General features: G+C 68.9%; 14 protein-coding genes. 7 read left to right on the top strand and 7 right to left on the bottom strand.

Going from position 1 to position 14222, the window contains the following annotated elements; all coding sequences use genetic code 11:
* The first annotated feature begins 208 nt into the window (after positions 1-208).
* From ACFWIW_RS34205 to ACFWIW_RS34185, 5 genes are read left to right on the top strand one after another with little or no spacing between them, the layout of a single operon-like run.
* Positions 209-1048 (top strand): ABC transporter ATP-binding protein, encoded by an 840-nt coding sequence (locus tag ACFWIW_RS34205; RefSeq protein ID WP_378372261.1) that lies wholly within the window; start codon positions 209-211, stop codon positions 1046-1048.
* The gene (locus ACFWIW_RS34200; protein WP_378372260.1) at positions 1045-1857 is read left to right on the top strand and encodes an ABC transporter permease; all 813 of its coding nucleotides are present in this window, start codon (positions 1045-1047) and stop codon (positions 1855-1857) included. The genes ACFWIW_RS34205 and ACFWIW_RS34200 overlap by 4 nt, the downstream gene beginning before the upstream one ends.
* A complete protein-coding gene (locus ACFWIW_RS34195) occupies positions 1854-3008 on the top strand; it encodes a sensor histidine kinase (RefSeq protein WP_378372259.1) in 1155 nt (384 codons plus the stop codon). Before ACFWIW_RS34200 ends, ACFWIW_RS34195 begins: the two co-directional genes overlap by 4 nt.
* Positions 3005-3625 carry a response regulator gene (locus ACFWIW_RS34190; protein WP_378372258.1) on the top strand — a complete coding sequence of 207 codons (621 nt, stop codon included), beginning with the start codon at positions 3005-3007 and terminating at the stop codon, positions 3623-3625. Before ACFWIW_RS34195 ends, ACFWIW_RS34190 begins: the two co-directional genes overlap by 4 nt.
* Before the next feature lie 14 nt (positions 3626-3639).
* A complete protein-coding gene (locus ACFWIW_RS34185) occupies positions 3640-4986 on the top strand; it encodes a serine hydrolase domain-containing protein (RefSeq protein ID WP_378372257.1) in 1347 nt (448 codons plus the stop codon).
* On the opposite strand, the gene ACFWIW_RS34180 is transcribed toward ACFWIW_RS34185, so the two are convergent.
* A complete protein-coding gene (locus tag ACFWIW_RS34180) occupies positions 4983-5492 on the bottom strand; it encodes a hypothetical protein (RefSeq protein ID WP_378372256.1) in 510 nt (169 codons plus the stop codon). The genes ACFWIW_RS34185 and ACFWIW_RS34180 overlap by 4 nt on opposite strands.
* Entirely contained in the window at positions 5492-5797 is a 306-nt protein-coding gene (locus ACFWIW_RS34175) for a hypothetical protein (RefSeq protein ID WP_378372255.1), read from the bottom strand. Before ACFWIW_RS34175 ends, ACFWIW_RS34180 begins: the two co-directional genes overlap by 1 nt.
* A gap of 116 nt (positions 5798-5913) precedes the next feature.
* Here ACFWIW_RS34175 and serC point away from each other — a divergent pair, with 116 nt between their 5' ends.
* Positions 5914-7041: a phosphoserine transaminase gene (gene serC / locus ACFWIW_RS34170; RefSeq protein WP_360134119.1), complete on the top strand. Its 1128-nt coding sequence runs from the start codon at positions 5914-5916 to the stop codon at positions 7039-7041.
* 9 nt (positions 7042-7050) lie between these two features.
* Here serC and ACFWIW_RS34165 read toward each other — a convergent pair whose 3' ends face one another.
* The 5 genes from ACFWIW_RS34165 to ACFWIW_RS34145 form a co-directional block, all read right to left on the bottom strand.
* Complete coding sequence (locus tag ACFWIW_RS34165; RefSeq protein WP_378372254.1) at positions 7051-8241, bottom strand: glycosyltransferase 87 family protein; 1191 nt, start codon at positions 8239-8241, stop codon at positions 7051-7053.
* A gap of 116 nt (positions 8242-8357) precedes the next feature.
* Positions 8358-9572, bottom strand: coding sequence for an ABC transporter permease (locus tag ACFWIW_RS34160; RefSeq protein WP_378372253.1), 1215 nt, complete (start codon positions 9570-9572; stop codon positions 8358-8360).
* Positions 9569-10255, bottom strand: coding sequence for an ABC transporter ATP-binding protein (locus ACFWIW_RS34155; RefSeq protein WP_378372252.1), 687 nt, complete (start codon positions 10253-10255; stop codon positions 9569-9571). The genes ACFWIW_RS34160 and ACFWIW_RS34155 overlap by 4 nt, the downstream gene beginning before the upstream one ends.
* Complete coding sequence (locus tag ACFWIW_RS34150) at positions 10252-11352, bottom strand: peptidoglycan-binding protein (RefSeq protein ID WP_378372251.1); 1101 nt, start codon at positions 11350-11352, stop codon at positions 10252-10254. The genes ACFWIW_RS34155 and ACFWIW_RS34150 overlap by 4 nt, the downstream gene beginning before the upstream one ends.
* Positions 11349-11897, bottom strand: coding sequence for a hypothetical protein (locus tag ACFWIW_RS34145; protein WP_378372250.1), 549 nt, complete (start codon positions 11895-11897; stop codon positions 11349-11351). Before ACFWIW_RS34145 ends, ACFWIW_RS34150 begins: the two co-directional genes overlap by 4 nt.
* 230 nt (positions 11898-12127) lie before the next feature.
* Here ACFWIW_RS34145 and ACFWIW_RS34140 point away from each other — a divergent pair, with 230 nt between their 5' ends.
* A complete protein-coding gene (locus ACFWIW_RS34140) occupies positions 12128-13930 on the top strand; it encodes an alpha-L-fucosidase (protein ID WP_378372249.1) in 1803 nt (600 codons plus the stop codon).
* The last annotated feature ends 292 nt before the right edge of the window (positions 13931-14222 follow it).

Genomic DNA, 14222 nt, shown 5'->3' with positions numbered 1-14222 from the left:
GCGTTCAAGATCATCTTCACGCGAGTTGTCCACAACGCTCCGCGCCTGTGGAAGACCTGCATTTAGTCCTCTGAATGCGGTAGTTGCGCGTGCAAGGACCGCATTCAGAGGACTAAGTGCGGGAGGGCGGTGTCCATCGATCGGTTGACAGCCGGGTTCAGTCCTGCGGACGTCCCGCGACCCGGGCCCCGCACAGCACGATCGACGTATGAAAACGGCAGTGAGAGTGCGCGGCCTGCGCAAGGAGTACCCGGGCCACACAGCCGTCGGGGGGATCGACCTCGACGTCGAGGAGGGCGAGGTGTTCGCGCTGCTCGGCCCCAACGGGGCCGGCAAGACGACGACGGTCGAGATCCTGGAGGGGCATCGCGAACGAACCGAGGGCGAGGTCGACGTCCTCGGCGAGGATCCCGGCACGGCGGGCCGGGCCTGGCGGGCGCGGCTGGGGATCGTGTTGCAGACGGCCAACGACGCCGCCGAGCTCACCGTCGCCGAGACCGTCCGGCACTTCGCCCGCTATTACCCGAATCCTCGTGACACCGAAGAAGTCATCGAGCAGGTCGGCCTTGCCGAGAAGGCCGGTGCCCGCGTCAAAAACCTTTCCGGCGGGCAACGGCGTCGCGTGGACGTCGCGCTCGGGATCATCGGACGGCCCGAGCTGGTGTTCCTCGACGAGCCCACGACCGGGTTCGATCCGGCGGCGCGGCGCCAGTTCTGGGAGCTGATCAGGAGTCTCGCCCGCGAGGGCACCACGATCCTGCTCACCACCCACTATCTGGACGAGGCCGAAGCGCTGGCCGATCGCGTCGCGGTCATCACGCGCGGGGCGATCGCCGCCGAAGGGACGCCGCAGACGCTCGGCGGCAGGGCGACCGCGGAGGCCACCGTCCGCTGGACCGACGAACGCGGCGGCCACCAGGAGCGCACGCACTTCCCGGCCAAGCTGATCCGCGAGCTTTCCGCCGACGGCCGCGAGCCGTCGGAGCTGACCGTCCACCGCCCCACCCTCGAAGAGACCTACCTCGACCTGATCGGAGAAGCCCGATGAGCACGCTGACCCTCCCGGGCACCTTCTCGCTCGGTCTCGTCCGCGGCGCCGCGGAGATCAAACAGTTCTTCCGCATCCGGGAGCAGGTGATCTTCACCTTCGCGTTCCCGTCCCTGCTGATGATCCTGCTCGGCTCGATGCTGAACTCCTCGATGCCCGGCATGGCGATCACCACCGGGCAGGTGCTGGCCGCGGGCATGATCGGCTCCGGCATCGTCTCGACGTCGTTCAACAGCGTCGGGATCAACCTCGCGTCCGATCGCGAGCTCGGCGCGCTGAAGCGGCTGCGCGGCACGCCGATGCCCGCGGCGTCGTACTTCGTCGGCAAGATCATCCTGGTCGGTTTCACCAGCATCGCCCAGGTGGCGCTGATGTCGATCGTGGGCAGCCTGCTGTTCGATCTGGAACTGCCTGCCGAACCGGCGAAACTGCTGACCGCGCTGTGGGTCTTCCTTCTCGGCGTCACCGGTTGCACGCTGCTGGGTATCGCGCTCGGCTCCGTCACCAAGACGGTCAGCGGCGCGGTCGCGGTGACCAACCTGATCTACATCGCGCTGCAGTTCGTCTCCGGGGTGTTCGTCACGCCGATCACCACGCTGCCGAAGGTTATGGTCGACATCGCTTCGTTCTTCCCGGTGAAGTGGATCTGCCAGGGCTTCCGCTCGGTGTTCCTGCCGGCCGAAGCCGCGACACAGGAGATGGCGGGGACATGGGAACTTCCGATGGTGGCACTGGTGCTCACGGCGTGGTGCGCCGCGGGGCTGCTGCTGGCGAAGCTGACGTTCCGCTGGTCGAACGAAGGCAAGTGAACGCCTGGGAGCGGTTCTACTGGCTCTGGGAAGTCCTGTTCGGGGTCACCTTCGTCGCGACGACGGCCTTGGTCATCCTCGAAGACGGGGCGACGACGGGCAAAACGGTCGCGCTCCTGTGCATGGCGGGGCTCGGCGTGACCTATCTGGTCCATGGACGCCGCCTCGTCAAAGGTCCCCAGTACGAGCACACGCCGTGGCTGTTCGCCGGGATGATGATGCTCTTCACGCTCGGCGCCGTTTTCGCCTCGGGCAATTCGAGCTTCATCCTCTTCCTGGTCTGCCCGGTGCTGTACATGACGATGCCGACGAAGGCCGCGTCCATCCTCACCACGGCGGCGGTGCTGTCGAGCCCCGCGTCCCTGCTCGTCCGGGGCGGGCTCGACGAGCAGCCGGTCCTGCTGCCGATGACGGCGATCCTGATCATCTTCAGCCTCCTCGCCGGCCGCTACACCACCCAGATCATCGACCAGAGCAAGAGCAGGGCCGCGTTGATCGAACAGCTGCAAGCCAGCCAGGCGGAGGTCTCCCGGCTCTCACGAGAGGCGGGAACTGCCGCCGAACGCGAGCGTATGGCCCGCGAGATCCACGACACGCTCGCGCAGGGCTTCACCAGCATCGTCGCGCTCACCCAGGCCATCGAGTCCGAAATGGACACCGACCCGGCGGCGGCCCGCCGTCATCTGGAGCTCGCGGCGCGGACGGCGCGCGAGAACCTGGCCGAGGCACGGGCGATCGTCGCGGCTCAGGGTCCGTCGGCGCTCGCCGCCACTTCACTGGAGGAAGCGTTGCGCCGTCAGGTGGAACGGCTGACCGAGGAGACCGGGATCGAGACGTCGATCGACGTCGACGGCCCGCTGCCCGCGCTCCCGATGGCCACCGAGGTCGTCCTCCTGCGAGGCGCACAGGAGGCGCTCAGCAACATCCGCAAGCACTCCCGTGCCACCGAGGCCGCCCTGCGATTGTCCATTATGGATGGACAGGTCCGGCTCACGGTGACCGACGACGGCACCGGATTCGACCCCGCCGCGCCCACCGCCGGCTTCGGCCTGGCGGGGATGCGCACGCGCACCGGCCAGGTCGGTGGCATCGTGACGCTGAAGAGCGAACCCGGTGCGGGGACGACACTGGAACTGGAGGTGCCCGCGTGATCACGATCATGCTGGTCGACGATCACCCCGTGGTGCGGGAAGGCCTGCGCGGCATGCTGGAGGCCGAGCCGGACCTGTCCGTCATCGGGGAAGCGGGCTCCGGTGACGAGGCCGTCGCGCTGAGCCGCGTCAAGCAGCCGGACGTGATCCTGATGGACCTGCGGATGCCCGGGCTCGACGGCGTCGGCGCGACGCGGAAGATCCTCGCCGACCGGCCGGGTCAACGGGTCGTCGTGCTCACCACCTACGAGACGGACGCGGACATCCTGCGCGCGGTCGAAGCGGGGGCCTCCGGCTACCTGCTGAAGGACGCTTCGCGTGCGGAGCTGGCCGGTGCGATTCGTGCCGCATCGCGCGGCGAGACGGTCTTGGCGCCTTCGGTCGCGGGGAAGCTGGTGAACCGGGTGCGCAACCCGGCGCCGTCGCCCTTGTCGGCACGCGAGATCGAGGTGCTGCGGCTGGTGGCGCAGGGAAGCACGAACGCCGACATCGGCCGCACGCTCCATATCAGCGAGGCGACGGTCAAAACCCATCTGCTGCGCGTATTCGGGAAACTGGACGTTTCGGACCGCACGGCCGCTGTGACCACCGCTATGCGACTGGGCCTGCTCGGGTAGGCAGAATGCGTCCCATGCTTGCCTCGACCGAATTGGCGCTGCTTCGCCGCCTCGCGCACGAGCAATCCTCGTGCCGCGCCCCGTCCATCGTCGCCGCCGTCGTCCGCGACGGGGAACTCGCCTGGTCAGGAGGGCGCGGGCGCGTCGGTGGCGAGACACCGGGCGCCGACACGCAGTACCGGCTCGGCTCGATCACCAAGACACTCGTCGCGACGGCCGTGATGCGGCTGCGCGACGAGGGCAAGCTCGACCTCAACGACCCACTGGAGCAGCACCTTCCCGGCACCGCGTTCGGTTCGGCCACCATCGCGCAGCTGCTTTCGCACACCTCGGGCCTGACCGCGGAATCGCCCGGTTCCTGGTGGGAGCGCACCGTGGGCGCCGACTGGGACGCGCTCGTCGAGAGCCTCAAGGACGGCGCGACGCGGCTGCGGCCGGGCAGCAGGTTCCACTACAGCAACGTCGGCTACGGGGTGCTCGGCGAGCTGGTCGCCCGGCACCGCGGACAGTCCTGGCTCGACGTCGTCCGCGCCGAGATCCTCGGCCCGCTCGGGATGAACCGGACCTCGCCGCATCCGGAAGGCGCGCACGCGGACGGGTTCGCCGTGCATCCCTTCGCCGATCTCCTCATGCCGGAGCCGTCGCCGGACGCGGGCGCGATGGCACCCGCCGGGCAGCTGTGGTCGACGGCCACCGACCTCGCCCGCTGGACGGCGTTCCTCGGCGGGCACACCGGCGGCGTGCTGAGCGAGCAGACCGTCGCGGAGATGCGCGAAATGGTCACCGTGGACGACGGCGACACCTGGACCACCGGATTCGGCCTCGGCGTCATGCTGGTCCGCACGGAGGGCAGGCGGCTGGCCGGGCACACCGGATCGATGCCGGGCTTCCTCGCCTGCTCGCTGGTCGACGCGAACGCCGGTATCGGCGCGCTGGTGCTGACGAACTCGACCGCGGGTGTCGGCATCACGCAGCTGTGCCTCGATCTGATGAACCTGACGGAACAGCATGAGCCGTCCATGCCCGCGGAATGGCAACCGTCCACTGTGGACCCGAAGTTGCTCGAACTGACCGGGCTGTGGCACTGGGGCCCGACGCCGTACCACCTGCGGCTGCTCCCGGGCGGCCTGTTCTCCCTCGCGCCGACCGACGGCCCTGGCCGCGCGTCGCGGTTCGCTCCGGTGGGCGACGACACCTGGGTCGGTCTCGACGCCTACTACGCGGGCGAAACGCTGCGTGTCGGCCGGGATTCGGCGGGCAAGCCGAACCACCTCGACCTCGCGACGTTCATCTTCTCGCGGACCCCGTTCGACCCGGCCGCGCCCATCCCGGGCGGCGTCGATCCCGAGGGCTGGCGCTAGCGGAAGCGGACGGCGGCGGTCGTGAACTCGCGGCCGCCGTCGGCGCATACGAGGACGTCGCTCCACTCGGCGTCGCCGACGACCCACATGCGGCGCCGCCCGCGTAGCGACTCGGCGAGTTCGTCCGGGCAGTGCCCGATGACGAACTTCGCCGGGCGGCCGTCGAGGACGGCCCACCCGCGCGCGGTGACGGCGGCCGGATCCAGGGTCGCGGTGGCCAGCGTCCAGGGGCCGAACACGACGTCGAGGACGCCTTTACGACGCCGGATCGTGAACCGCAACGCCGCCCACCACTGACGGGTCTTCGGCGAAGAGATCTCGTCCGGCCCGTCTCCGTGCACCCAGCGCGGCAAGCCGGGAACGAACACGAGCACAAGCGTCGCCACGAAACCCAGCGGTGCGCCGATCGCCGCCGTCTCGTCCCACTCCGCGAAGACCACATGAACGACGACGACAAGGACGTACAGGAACAGGAAACCCCATCTGGGTCTCCACGGTTCGGGCATCAGGCCGGCTGGGGCTGCCCGACCGCCGCGATGAACTTGCGCGCGATGCGCTTGCCCTCGCCCCAGTCGACGAAACCGAACTTCAAGCTCGTCTGGATCGCCAGCCCGGAGCCCTCCGTCGTCCGCTCCACCTTCACGGTGACCGTCTGCCCGTAGCTGAAGAGGCCCATGCTGGTGGAGAAGGTGACGTAGCCCGCGGCCGCGTCGTAGAAAGGGTTCTTCCCCTTGACCGCCGCGACCCCGTTCGGAAGGGCCTGCCACAACGCTTCAGGGGGCAGGGAGAATCGCTCGTGCACTGTCGCCATGACGCGAGAAGCTACCCGCACGAGTGGCACCCGCGGGAGCGAGTTCTCCGATCCCACATACCGGACAGGCGACACCGACTTTCAGCAGGGTCATCCCGACCTGAGAGACTGGGCACATGACCGACGCACCTGAGTTGACCCTCCCCGCGGACCTGAAGCCTGCCGATGGCCGCTTCGGCTGCGGACCGTCCAAGGTCCGTGACGAGCAGCTCGCCAACCTGGCGAAATCCGGTGCCACCTACCTCGGCACCTCGCACCGTCAGAAGCCGGTGAAGTCCCTCGTCGGCCGCGTGCGTGCGGGTCTGTCCGAATTGTTCTCCCTGCCCGAAGGCTACGAAGTGGTCCTCGGCAACGGCGGGACGACCGCATTCTGGGACGCCGCCGCGTTCGGGCTCGTGCGGGAACGTGCGCAGCACTTCACCTACGGCGAGTTCTCCTCGAAGTTCGCCACGGTGACCAAGGGCGCCCCGTTCCTCGCCGACCCGATCGTCGTCAAGGCCGATCCGGGCAGCGCGCCCGAGATCGCCTACGAGTCCGGCGCCGACCTGGTCGGCTGGGCGCACAACGAGACCTCGACCGGTGTCGCGGTGCCGGTGCGCCGTCCCGAAGGCAGCGAAGGCGCCCTCGTCGCCATCGACGCCACCTCCGGCGCGGGCGGCCTGCCGGTCAAGGCCGAGGACTTCGACGTCTACTACTTCGCGCCCCAGAAGTCCTTCGCCTCCGACGGTGGCCTCTGGATCGCGCTGGCCTCGCCCGCCGCGGTCGAGCGCATCGGCGAGATCGGCGCGAGCGACCGCTGGATCCCCGAGTTCCTGTCGCTGACCACGGCACTCGACAACTCGCGCAAGGACCAGACGTACAACACCCCGGCGGTGTCGACGCTGTTCCTGCTGGCCGACCAGATCGAGTGGATGAACTCGAACGGCGGTCTGGAGTGGACGACCTCGCGGACCCGCGACTCGTCGACCCGGCTGTACGAGTGGGCCGAGAAGACCAGCTACACGACGCCGTTCGTCAGCGACCCGTCGCTGCGTTCGCAGGTCGTCGGCACCATCGACTTCGCCGACGAGGTGGACGCCGCCGCGGTGGCGAAGGTGCTGCGCGCCAACGGGATCGTCGACACCGAGCCGTACCGGAAGCTGGGCCGCAACCAGCTGCGCGTCGGCCTGTTCCCGGCCATCGACCCGGACGACATCACGAAGCTGACCCAGAGCATCGAGTACGTCGTCGAGCGCCTGGGCTGAGGACTCTTTTCACGCGTGAAGGCCCCCTTCCCTCGGCTGAGCCGAGGGAAGGGGGCCTTCACGCGCTACCAGGGCGGAATAGAGCAGGAGCGCAAGGCCGTACAGCACGTAGGACTCAGTCGCCAGCCACCAGCCGAAACTCCCGGCGGGCCGCGGCGCGAGCCACATCGGCGCGATCACGAACAGCGCGACCGTCACGGCCGCGAGCGCGTACGAAACGACCGAGCGCGACCAGATCAGCAGCACGAGGATCGGCACGCACCAGATCCAGTGATGCGTCCACGACACCGGCGAGACCAGCAGCCCGCCGACGGCACACGCGGTCAGCGCGAACACCGGCTCCGCGACGCGCACGATCACGAACGCGGTCAGCGCGACCACGGCGATCGAGGCCAGCACCCAGACGACGTCTTCCGCCGAGCCGAACCCGAACCGCGCGAGCATCCCGCGCAGCGACTGGTTGCCGACGTAGGCGCGATCGCCGATCCGGCCGGTGTCGAAGAGGATGTCCGTCCAGAACTTCGCGGACGCGGACGGCGCGGTCAGGAACATCAGCGCGCCCGCGCCGAGGAAACCGGCCACCACCCGGGCCGCGGAGCGGAAGTCCTTGCGGAACAAGAAGAACAGGATGAAGAACGCCGGGGTCAGCTTGATCGCCGCGGCGACCCCGATCAGCAGGCCCTTCGTGCGGGCGCGGCCCGGCAGCAGGGCGTCGAGGACGACGATCAGCATCAGCAGGGTGTTCACCTGGCCGAAGCCGAGCGTCGAACGGACCGGCTCCATGATCCCGCCGACGGCCTGTGCCCCGATCGCCGCCAGGACGGCGATGGCGCGGCCGCGGACGTTCGCGCGGTCGGTGAGCGAGCCGTTGAGCGTCGCGACGAAGAGGTAGACGACGATCCCGCCCGCGATGATCGACGCGAGCCCGACCAGTCTCGTGGCCAGCGCGGCGGACAGCAGCGTGCCGGGCAGGAAGACCGCGGCCGCGAACGGCGTGTAGGTGAAGGGCAGCCAGCCGCCGTGCGTCTGCACCCACGCGCCGTACGGGTCGCCGGAGTCGACGAGCAGCCGCGCACCACCGATGTAGACCTCGAGGTCCTGGCCGTCGAACACCTTGAGCGTGAACAGCACGCCGACCACGACGGCTTCGAGCGCGATCAACGCCCCCGCGAGTTTCCGCCCCGACAATCCCACCAGCACCCGGCGAGATTACCCACCGCGTCCCGGGGCTGAAGGGGACCATCACCGCATGTCACGCGGTGAAGGGAGCTTTCACCGCGTGACATGCGGGGAAAGCTCCCTTCAGCCCCCGCGAGCTAGGCGAGGGCCTGGGTCGGGGGCAGGCGCGCCGCGCGCATCGCCGGATAGGCACCGGCGACGGCACCGACCAGTGCCGAGATCCCGACCCCGCCGAGCAGCGCGCCGACGGGCAGCACCGCCGGCCAGCCCTGGCTGAGCGCGTACCCGGACGTCACCAGCACCCCGACCAGGACCCCGGCGATCCCGCCGAGCCCGGACAGCAGTACCGACTCGGCCAGGAACTGGCCTCTCACCTGCCGTTTCGTCGCGCCGAGCGCCCGGCGGAGGCCGATCTCACGGCGCCGTTCCAGCACCGAGATCACCATCGTGTTGGCCACCCCGACCCCGCCGACCAGCAACGCCACCCCGCCGAGCCCGAGGAACAGCGCGCTGTAGGTGTTCTCCGTCAGCTTCTGCGCCTCAAGCGCCTCCGAGGGACGACGGACCTCGACCTCGTTCGGCGCCTCCGGGTTCATCGTCTGCGCGAGCACCGAACGCACGTTCTCGACCTGCGAATCCTTCGCCCGCACGTACACCGTCGTGGGGTGGCCCTTGAAATCGAGGAGCCGCTTGGCCGCGTCCCAGCCGACCAGCACCGAGCGTTCGATCTCGGGCGCCAGCGGCGTCGGCCCGAGGATCCCGCCAACGGTGAACCATTTCCCGTCGATGTACACCTGCGGCGGTTTGGCCGGGTCGATGTGGTCGATCCCGAGCCGCGCGGCCGCGACCGAACCCAGTACGACGACCGGATAGCCGCGAGTGGCGTCCCGGAGGAACTGCCCGTCGCGGACCGCGCCGCCGATGACGTCGAGAAGGTCCGGCGTCGCCGCGTAGACCCCGAGGCCGGACGTCTCGTCCTTGTCGATCTTGTCCGTGCGCCGCACCGTCGCGCTGGTGGTGCCGGTCGCGGACGCCGCCGTCACCGGCGCGATCCGCTTCGCCATCGGCACCGCGCTGTCCGGCAGGGTCGCGTCGCCGCCGAACATCGTCTTGCCCGGCCCCGCCGTGAGCAGGTTGGTGCCGAGGGCGGCCAGCTGGTCTTGCAACGCCTTCGCGCCCGACGCCGGGATCGCGAGCACCGCCACCATCGCGGCGATCCCGATCCCGATGCCGAGCGCGGACAGCACCGCCCGCATCGGCCGCGTCCGCATCCCGTGCGCGCCGAGGTTCAGCACGTCACGCGGGCCGAGCCGGGCCGGATCCGGTGTCTTTTCGAGGACGGGCGCGCTCACACCAGCACCCCCGTCCCGGTGTCGAGCCGGATCCGGCCGTCCCGCAGCTCGATGCGCCGCGGGATGCCCGCCGCGATCTCCCGGTCGTGCGTGATGATCACGACCGTCGTCCCCTGCGAGCTCAACGTGGCGAGCAGGTTGAGGATCGCCGCGCCGTTGCCCGTGTCGAGGTTCCCGGTCGGCTCGTCGGCCAGCAGGATCGACGGCGAGTTGACCACCGCCCGCGCGATCGCCACGCGCTGCCGTTCCCCGCCGGAGAGCTCGTTCGGGAAATGCTCGGCCCGATGCGCGAGCCCGACACGGTCGAGCGCGGCCAGCGCCCGCTCGCGCCGTTTCCGCCGAGGCACCCCCGCGTACAGCAGGCCCGTCGCGACGTTGTCGACCGCGCTCACCCCCTCGCTGAGGAAGAACTGCTGGAACACGAACCCGATCCAGCGCGAGCGCAACGCCGAAAGCTTGCGATCGGGCAGTTTCGCCACGTCGTGCCCGCGCAGTTCGATGACACCGCTGGTCGGCCGGTCGAGCGTGCCCATCAGCTGCAGCAGCGTCGACTTGCCGGAACCGGACGGCCCCAGGATGGCGACCATCTCCCTGTCCTCAATGGACAGGGTCACTTCGTGCAGGGCGCGTACGCCGCCGGGGTAGGTGCGCGAGGCGTTGCGCACGGCCAGCACCGGGGTCATGACGTCGTCACCACCCGCATCCCGGCGGCGAGGCCGGTGCCGGTGACCTCGACGCGTCCGCCGGAGAACAGTCCGGTCTTCACCGCGATGAGGCGCCGCTTGCCGCCTTCGTCGACCTCGACGGCGTATCCGCCCTCGGCGAGCGCGAGCAGCGCCCCGACCGGGACCGCCAGCACTCCACTGTGGACTTCCTTGGTGAACCGCACGGACACCGGTGTCGAATCGAGCGATCCCGCCGCGGCCGGATCGTCCAGTTTGATCTTCACCTTGATCTTCGGCTTGCCGTCGTCCTGTCCGGCGCCGTCCTTGCCGTTCTCCGCGACCTTGCCGACGTCGGTGATCACGCCGGTCGTGGTCTTGCCGCCGGTGATGTCGACGCCGACCTTGTCCCCCGCCTTGGCGATGGCCTGTTTGGCGGCGTCGAGTTCGACCTCGACGAGACGTTCGGTGCCGGTGTACTTCAGCAGTTCGCCGCCGCCGGGGCCGCCGAGTTGCGCGGCGAGCTGCGAAACCCTGATCTCACCGGGCGCGAGGACGACGTCGCCCTGGCCGAACGCGCCGGTCTGCTCCAGGCCCAGCGATTTCTGCCATTTCTTGATCGCGGCGGCGGTGGCGGAGGTGAACTTCTTGTCGGGCGTGCCGAAACCGCCGAAACCGAGCGCCTTCAGGTTTTCTTCCAGCTGTTTGACGTCCGGGCCGTCCGTGGCCCCGTCGGCGAGGTCGCGGAAGAACGGCAGCGTGCCGTAGAACAGCGGGACCGGTTTGGCGTCGACCCCGTACACGGCCTTGCCGCGGGTGAGCACGGCACCCGCGTCCGGAAGGGACGTGATGGTGCCCTGTTTCCGGCCCGCGATGGAGCTTTCCCCGCCGTAGCCCAGTTTCCCGTTCGCTTCCTCTTCCTCCTGCAGGTCGGTCTTCTCGACCTTCGCGGTCTCGACCGGCGGTGGCGCTTGCCCGACCTGCTGGGCCTCGGAGGTGACCCTGGTCAGCACGACCACGGACATCGTCCCGACCACGACGACGAGCACCGCCGCGATGACGAACCAGCGTGCCCGGCGCGAACGCCGTGCGCCGCCGGGTCCTTCGTGTTCGCTCATTTCGCCGGGGCCGCCCTCATGCTCATGCCGAGACCGCAGGCCTTCGCCGCTTCTTCGAACTTCTTGGGGTCGCCCGCGTCCATCGTCATGGCGGCGCCCTTGCCGCTGGGATCGGGATCGGGGAAGTCGATGCCGTGCTCGCGCATGCACTTGGCTTCCTTGCGCATCTTGTCGAGCTCTTCCGGCGTGGGCGGTTTGATCTCGCCGCCGTTCGGCAGCAGCTTGCGGCACGCGTCGCTGGCGGCCTTCATCTTGTTCTCGTCGGGCCTGCCCTCGCCGGCCTCGATCGAGATCATCCCCTTCCCGTCGCCGTTGGTCTGGGGATCCGGCATGTCGATCCCGTGCTCGCGCATGCACTTCGCGAAATTGCGCATCTTGTCCTCGTCGGACACGTTGTCGGCCTGCTTCCCGTCTCCGGCGGCGCCGGGAGCCGGCGGCGACGAGATCGAGGCGACCTTGTCGCCGCCGTCCCCGCCACCGCCGCAACCGGCCACCAGCGCGAAGACCGCTCCGGCGATCAGTACCGCCATGGGTCGTTTCCGCATCGCTGCTCCTTCGGTCGTCTTGGCGCACCGATTTCTACGGAGACGGCGATTCCGGGGCGGTAAGCGATGTTGCTTATGTCGCGCTTACAGTCCCGATCAGCGGGGCAGAGATCCGACCTTTCTGCCGTCTTTCCGGGTGAACTAGCTCATCGATGGACCTTTCGGGGGTTCACATCCGATCTCTGGCTTCCTAAAGTCCCCGACGTCCACACCTCAGCGAGGAGGAGTGCATGAATCGCCGCAAGCCACTCCGGGCCCTGGCGGCCCTCGTCATCGCGACCACCGCACTGGGCGTCGTGCCCGCCGCGGAAGCCGCGCCACTCCCGTCCGATCACGCTTACGACGACCCGTTCACCGCCGACCGGACGCGCTGGTGGCGCGAAGACCGCTTCGGCCAGTTCATCCATTTCGGCGCGTACTCCCAGCTGCAGGGGAAGTACACCCGCCCTGATGGAAGCGTTTGCCAGGACGCCGAATGGATCCAGCGGAACTGCCAGATCCCGCGCGACGAATACGAGCGGATCGCCGCGAAGTTCAACCCCGCCGGTTTCGACGCGAACGCCATCGCGCAGTCGGCGAAGGACGCCGGGCAGAAGTACGTGGTGATCACGTCGAAGCACCACGAGGGCTACGCGATGTGGCCGACGAAGGTCAACAAGTTCAACCTCCGCGACCACTCGGCGTTCGACAAGAACCGCGACATCCTCGCCGAACTGAAACGCGCGACGGCCGCGCGCGACGTCAAACTCGGCTTCTACTACTCGATCTGGGATTGGCACGACCCGGACTTCCCGGATCCCGCGACGTTCCCGAAGTACAAGGAGCGGATGTACGCCCAGCTCAAGGAACTCGTCGACAACTACCACCCGGCGGTGCTGTGGTTCGACGGCGAATGGAGCACCGACCGGCCCAACAACCCGTGGACCGAACGGGACGGGGAGGAGCTGGAGGCCTACGTCCGCAGCCTCGATCCGTCCATTGTGGTCAACAACCGCGTCGGCAAACGGCGGGTGGTCGACGGCGACACGGGGACACCCGAACAGGAGATCCCGGACAAGCCGGTCGACGGGCAGCTGTGGGAATCGTGCATGACCCTCAACGGCAGCTGGGGATACACCGACTGGGACCACAACTGGAAGTCCTCGGCGGATCTGACCAGGAAACTGCTCTCGATCGCCGGGCGCAGCGGGAACTTCCTGCTCAACGTCGGGCCCGATCGCAACGGCCGCGTGCCGCGGGAATCCATCGACCGGCTGAAGCAGATGGGCCGGTGGCTGCGGACGAACGGTCAGTCCGCCGCCGCCTACGGGGCGGGCGCGCCGGGCCTGGTCGCCGAACCGGGCTGGGGTGTGGTCAGCCGTCGTGGCGACAAGCTTTACGCGTCGGTGTTCGACTGGCCCGCGTCGGGCGGTTCGCTGACGCTCGACGCGTTGGCGTCTTTCCGGGTGCGTGACGCGCGGGTGCTCGGCAGCCGTCAGCGCGTGCGGGTCGAGCAGTCGTCCGGAAGCGTGAAGCTCACGCCGTCGGGTGGCCGGACGAACGACATCGCGACCGTCATCGAGCTGAGTGTCGATCCCTTGCCGCAGGCGCCCGCCGGTCGCGGGACCGGGCTGACCGCGGAGTACTGGCCGAACGCGGACTTCACCGGGACCCCGTCGGTGCGCCGGGTCGAGCCGGGCGTGAACCACAACTGGAAGTTCACCGGCTCACCGGACGCGAAGATCCCGGCGGAGTCCTTCTCGTCGCGCTGGACCGGGCGGGTCACCGCGCGCGACACCGGGAAGTACACGTTCACCACGGTCTCGGACGACACCGTGCGGCTGTGGGTCGACGGGAAACTCCTGATCGACAACACCACCCCACACGGCCCGACTGTCGACAAAGCGACACTCGACCTGGTCGCCGGGCGGTCGTACGCGATCCGGCTCGAACACACCGAACGCGGCGGGGAGGCGTCGATGAAACTGCTGTGGTCCAGCCCGAACACTCCACAGCAGGTGATCCCGGGACGGCAGCTGCACCCGGCCGGATAACGCGTGATCGGAGCCGGAACTCGCGTGTCTCCGGCCGGAACACGCAGTTCCGGCTCCAATCACGCGAGTTACGGCTCCAATCACGCGAGTTACGGCCTCAATCACGCGAGTTCGGCCTTCGACGCCACCCGGTCGGCTGATCCATGCTCGCCGGAGCCAGGGATGTCGCGAAAGCCACTTTCGCAACGTTCAAGGTTGCGAAAGAAGCTTCTATGTCAAGTCTGCTTTGAGTGCTTGGTAGATGGTGTTGGTGAGGTGTCGTTTGAGTGCTCGGAGTGCGGCTTTGGTGGTG

Source organism: Amycolatopsis sp. NPDC058340, assembly GCF_042723975.1.
In the GTDB taxonomy this organism is placed as follows: domain Bacteria; phylum Actinomycetota; class Actinomycetes; order Mycobacteriales; family Pseudonocardiaceae; genus Amycolatopsis.
The sequence above is the reverse complement of the archived record's forward strand: the minus strand, read 5'-3'. Positions and strand labels throughout refer to the sequence as shown.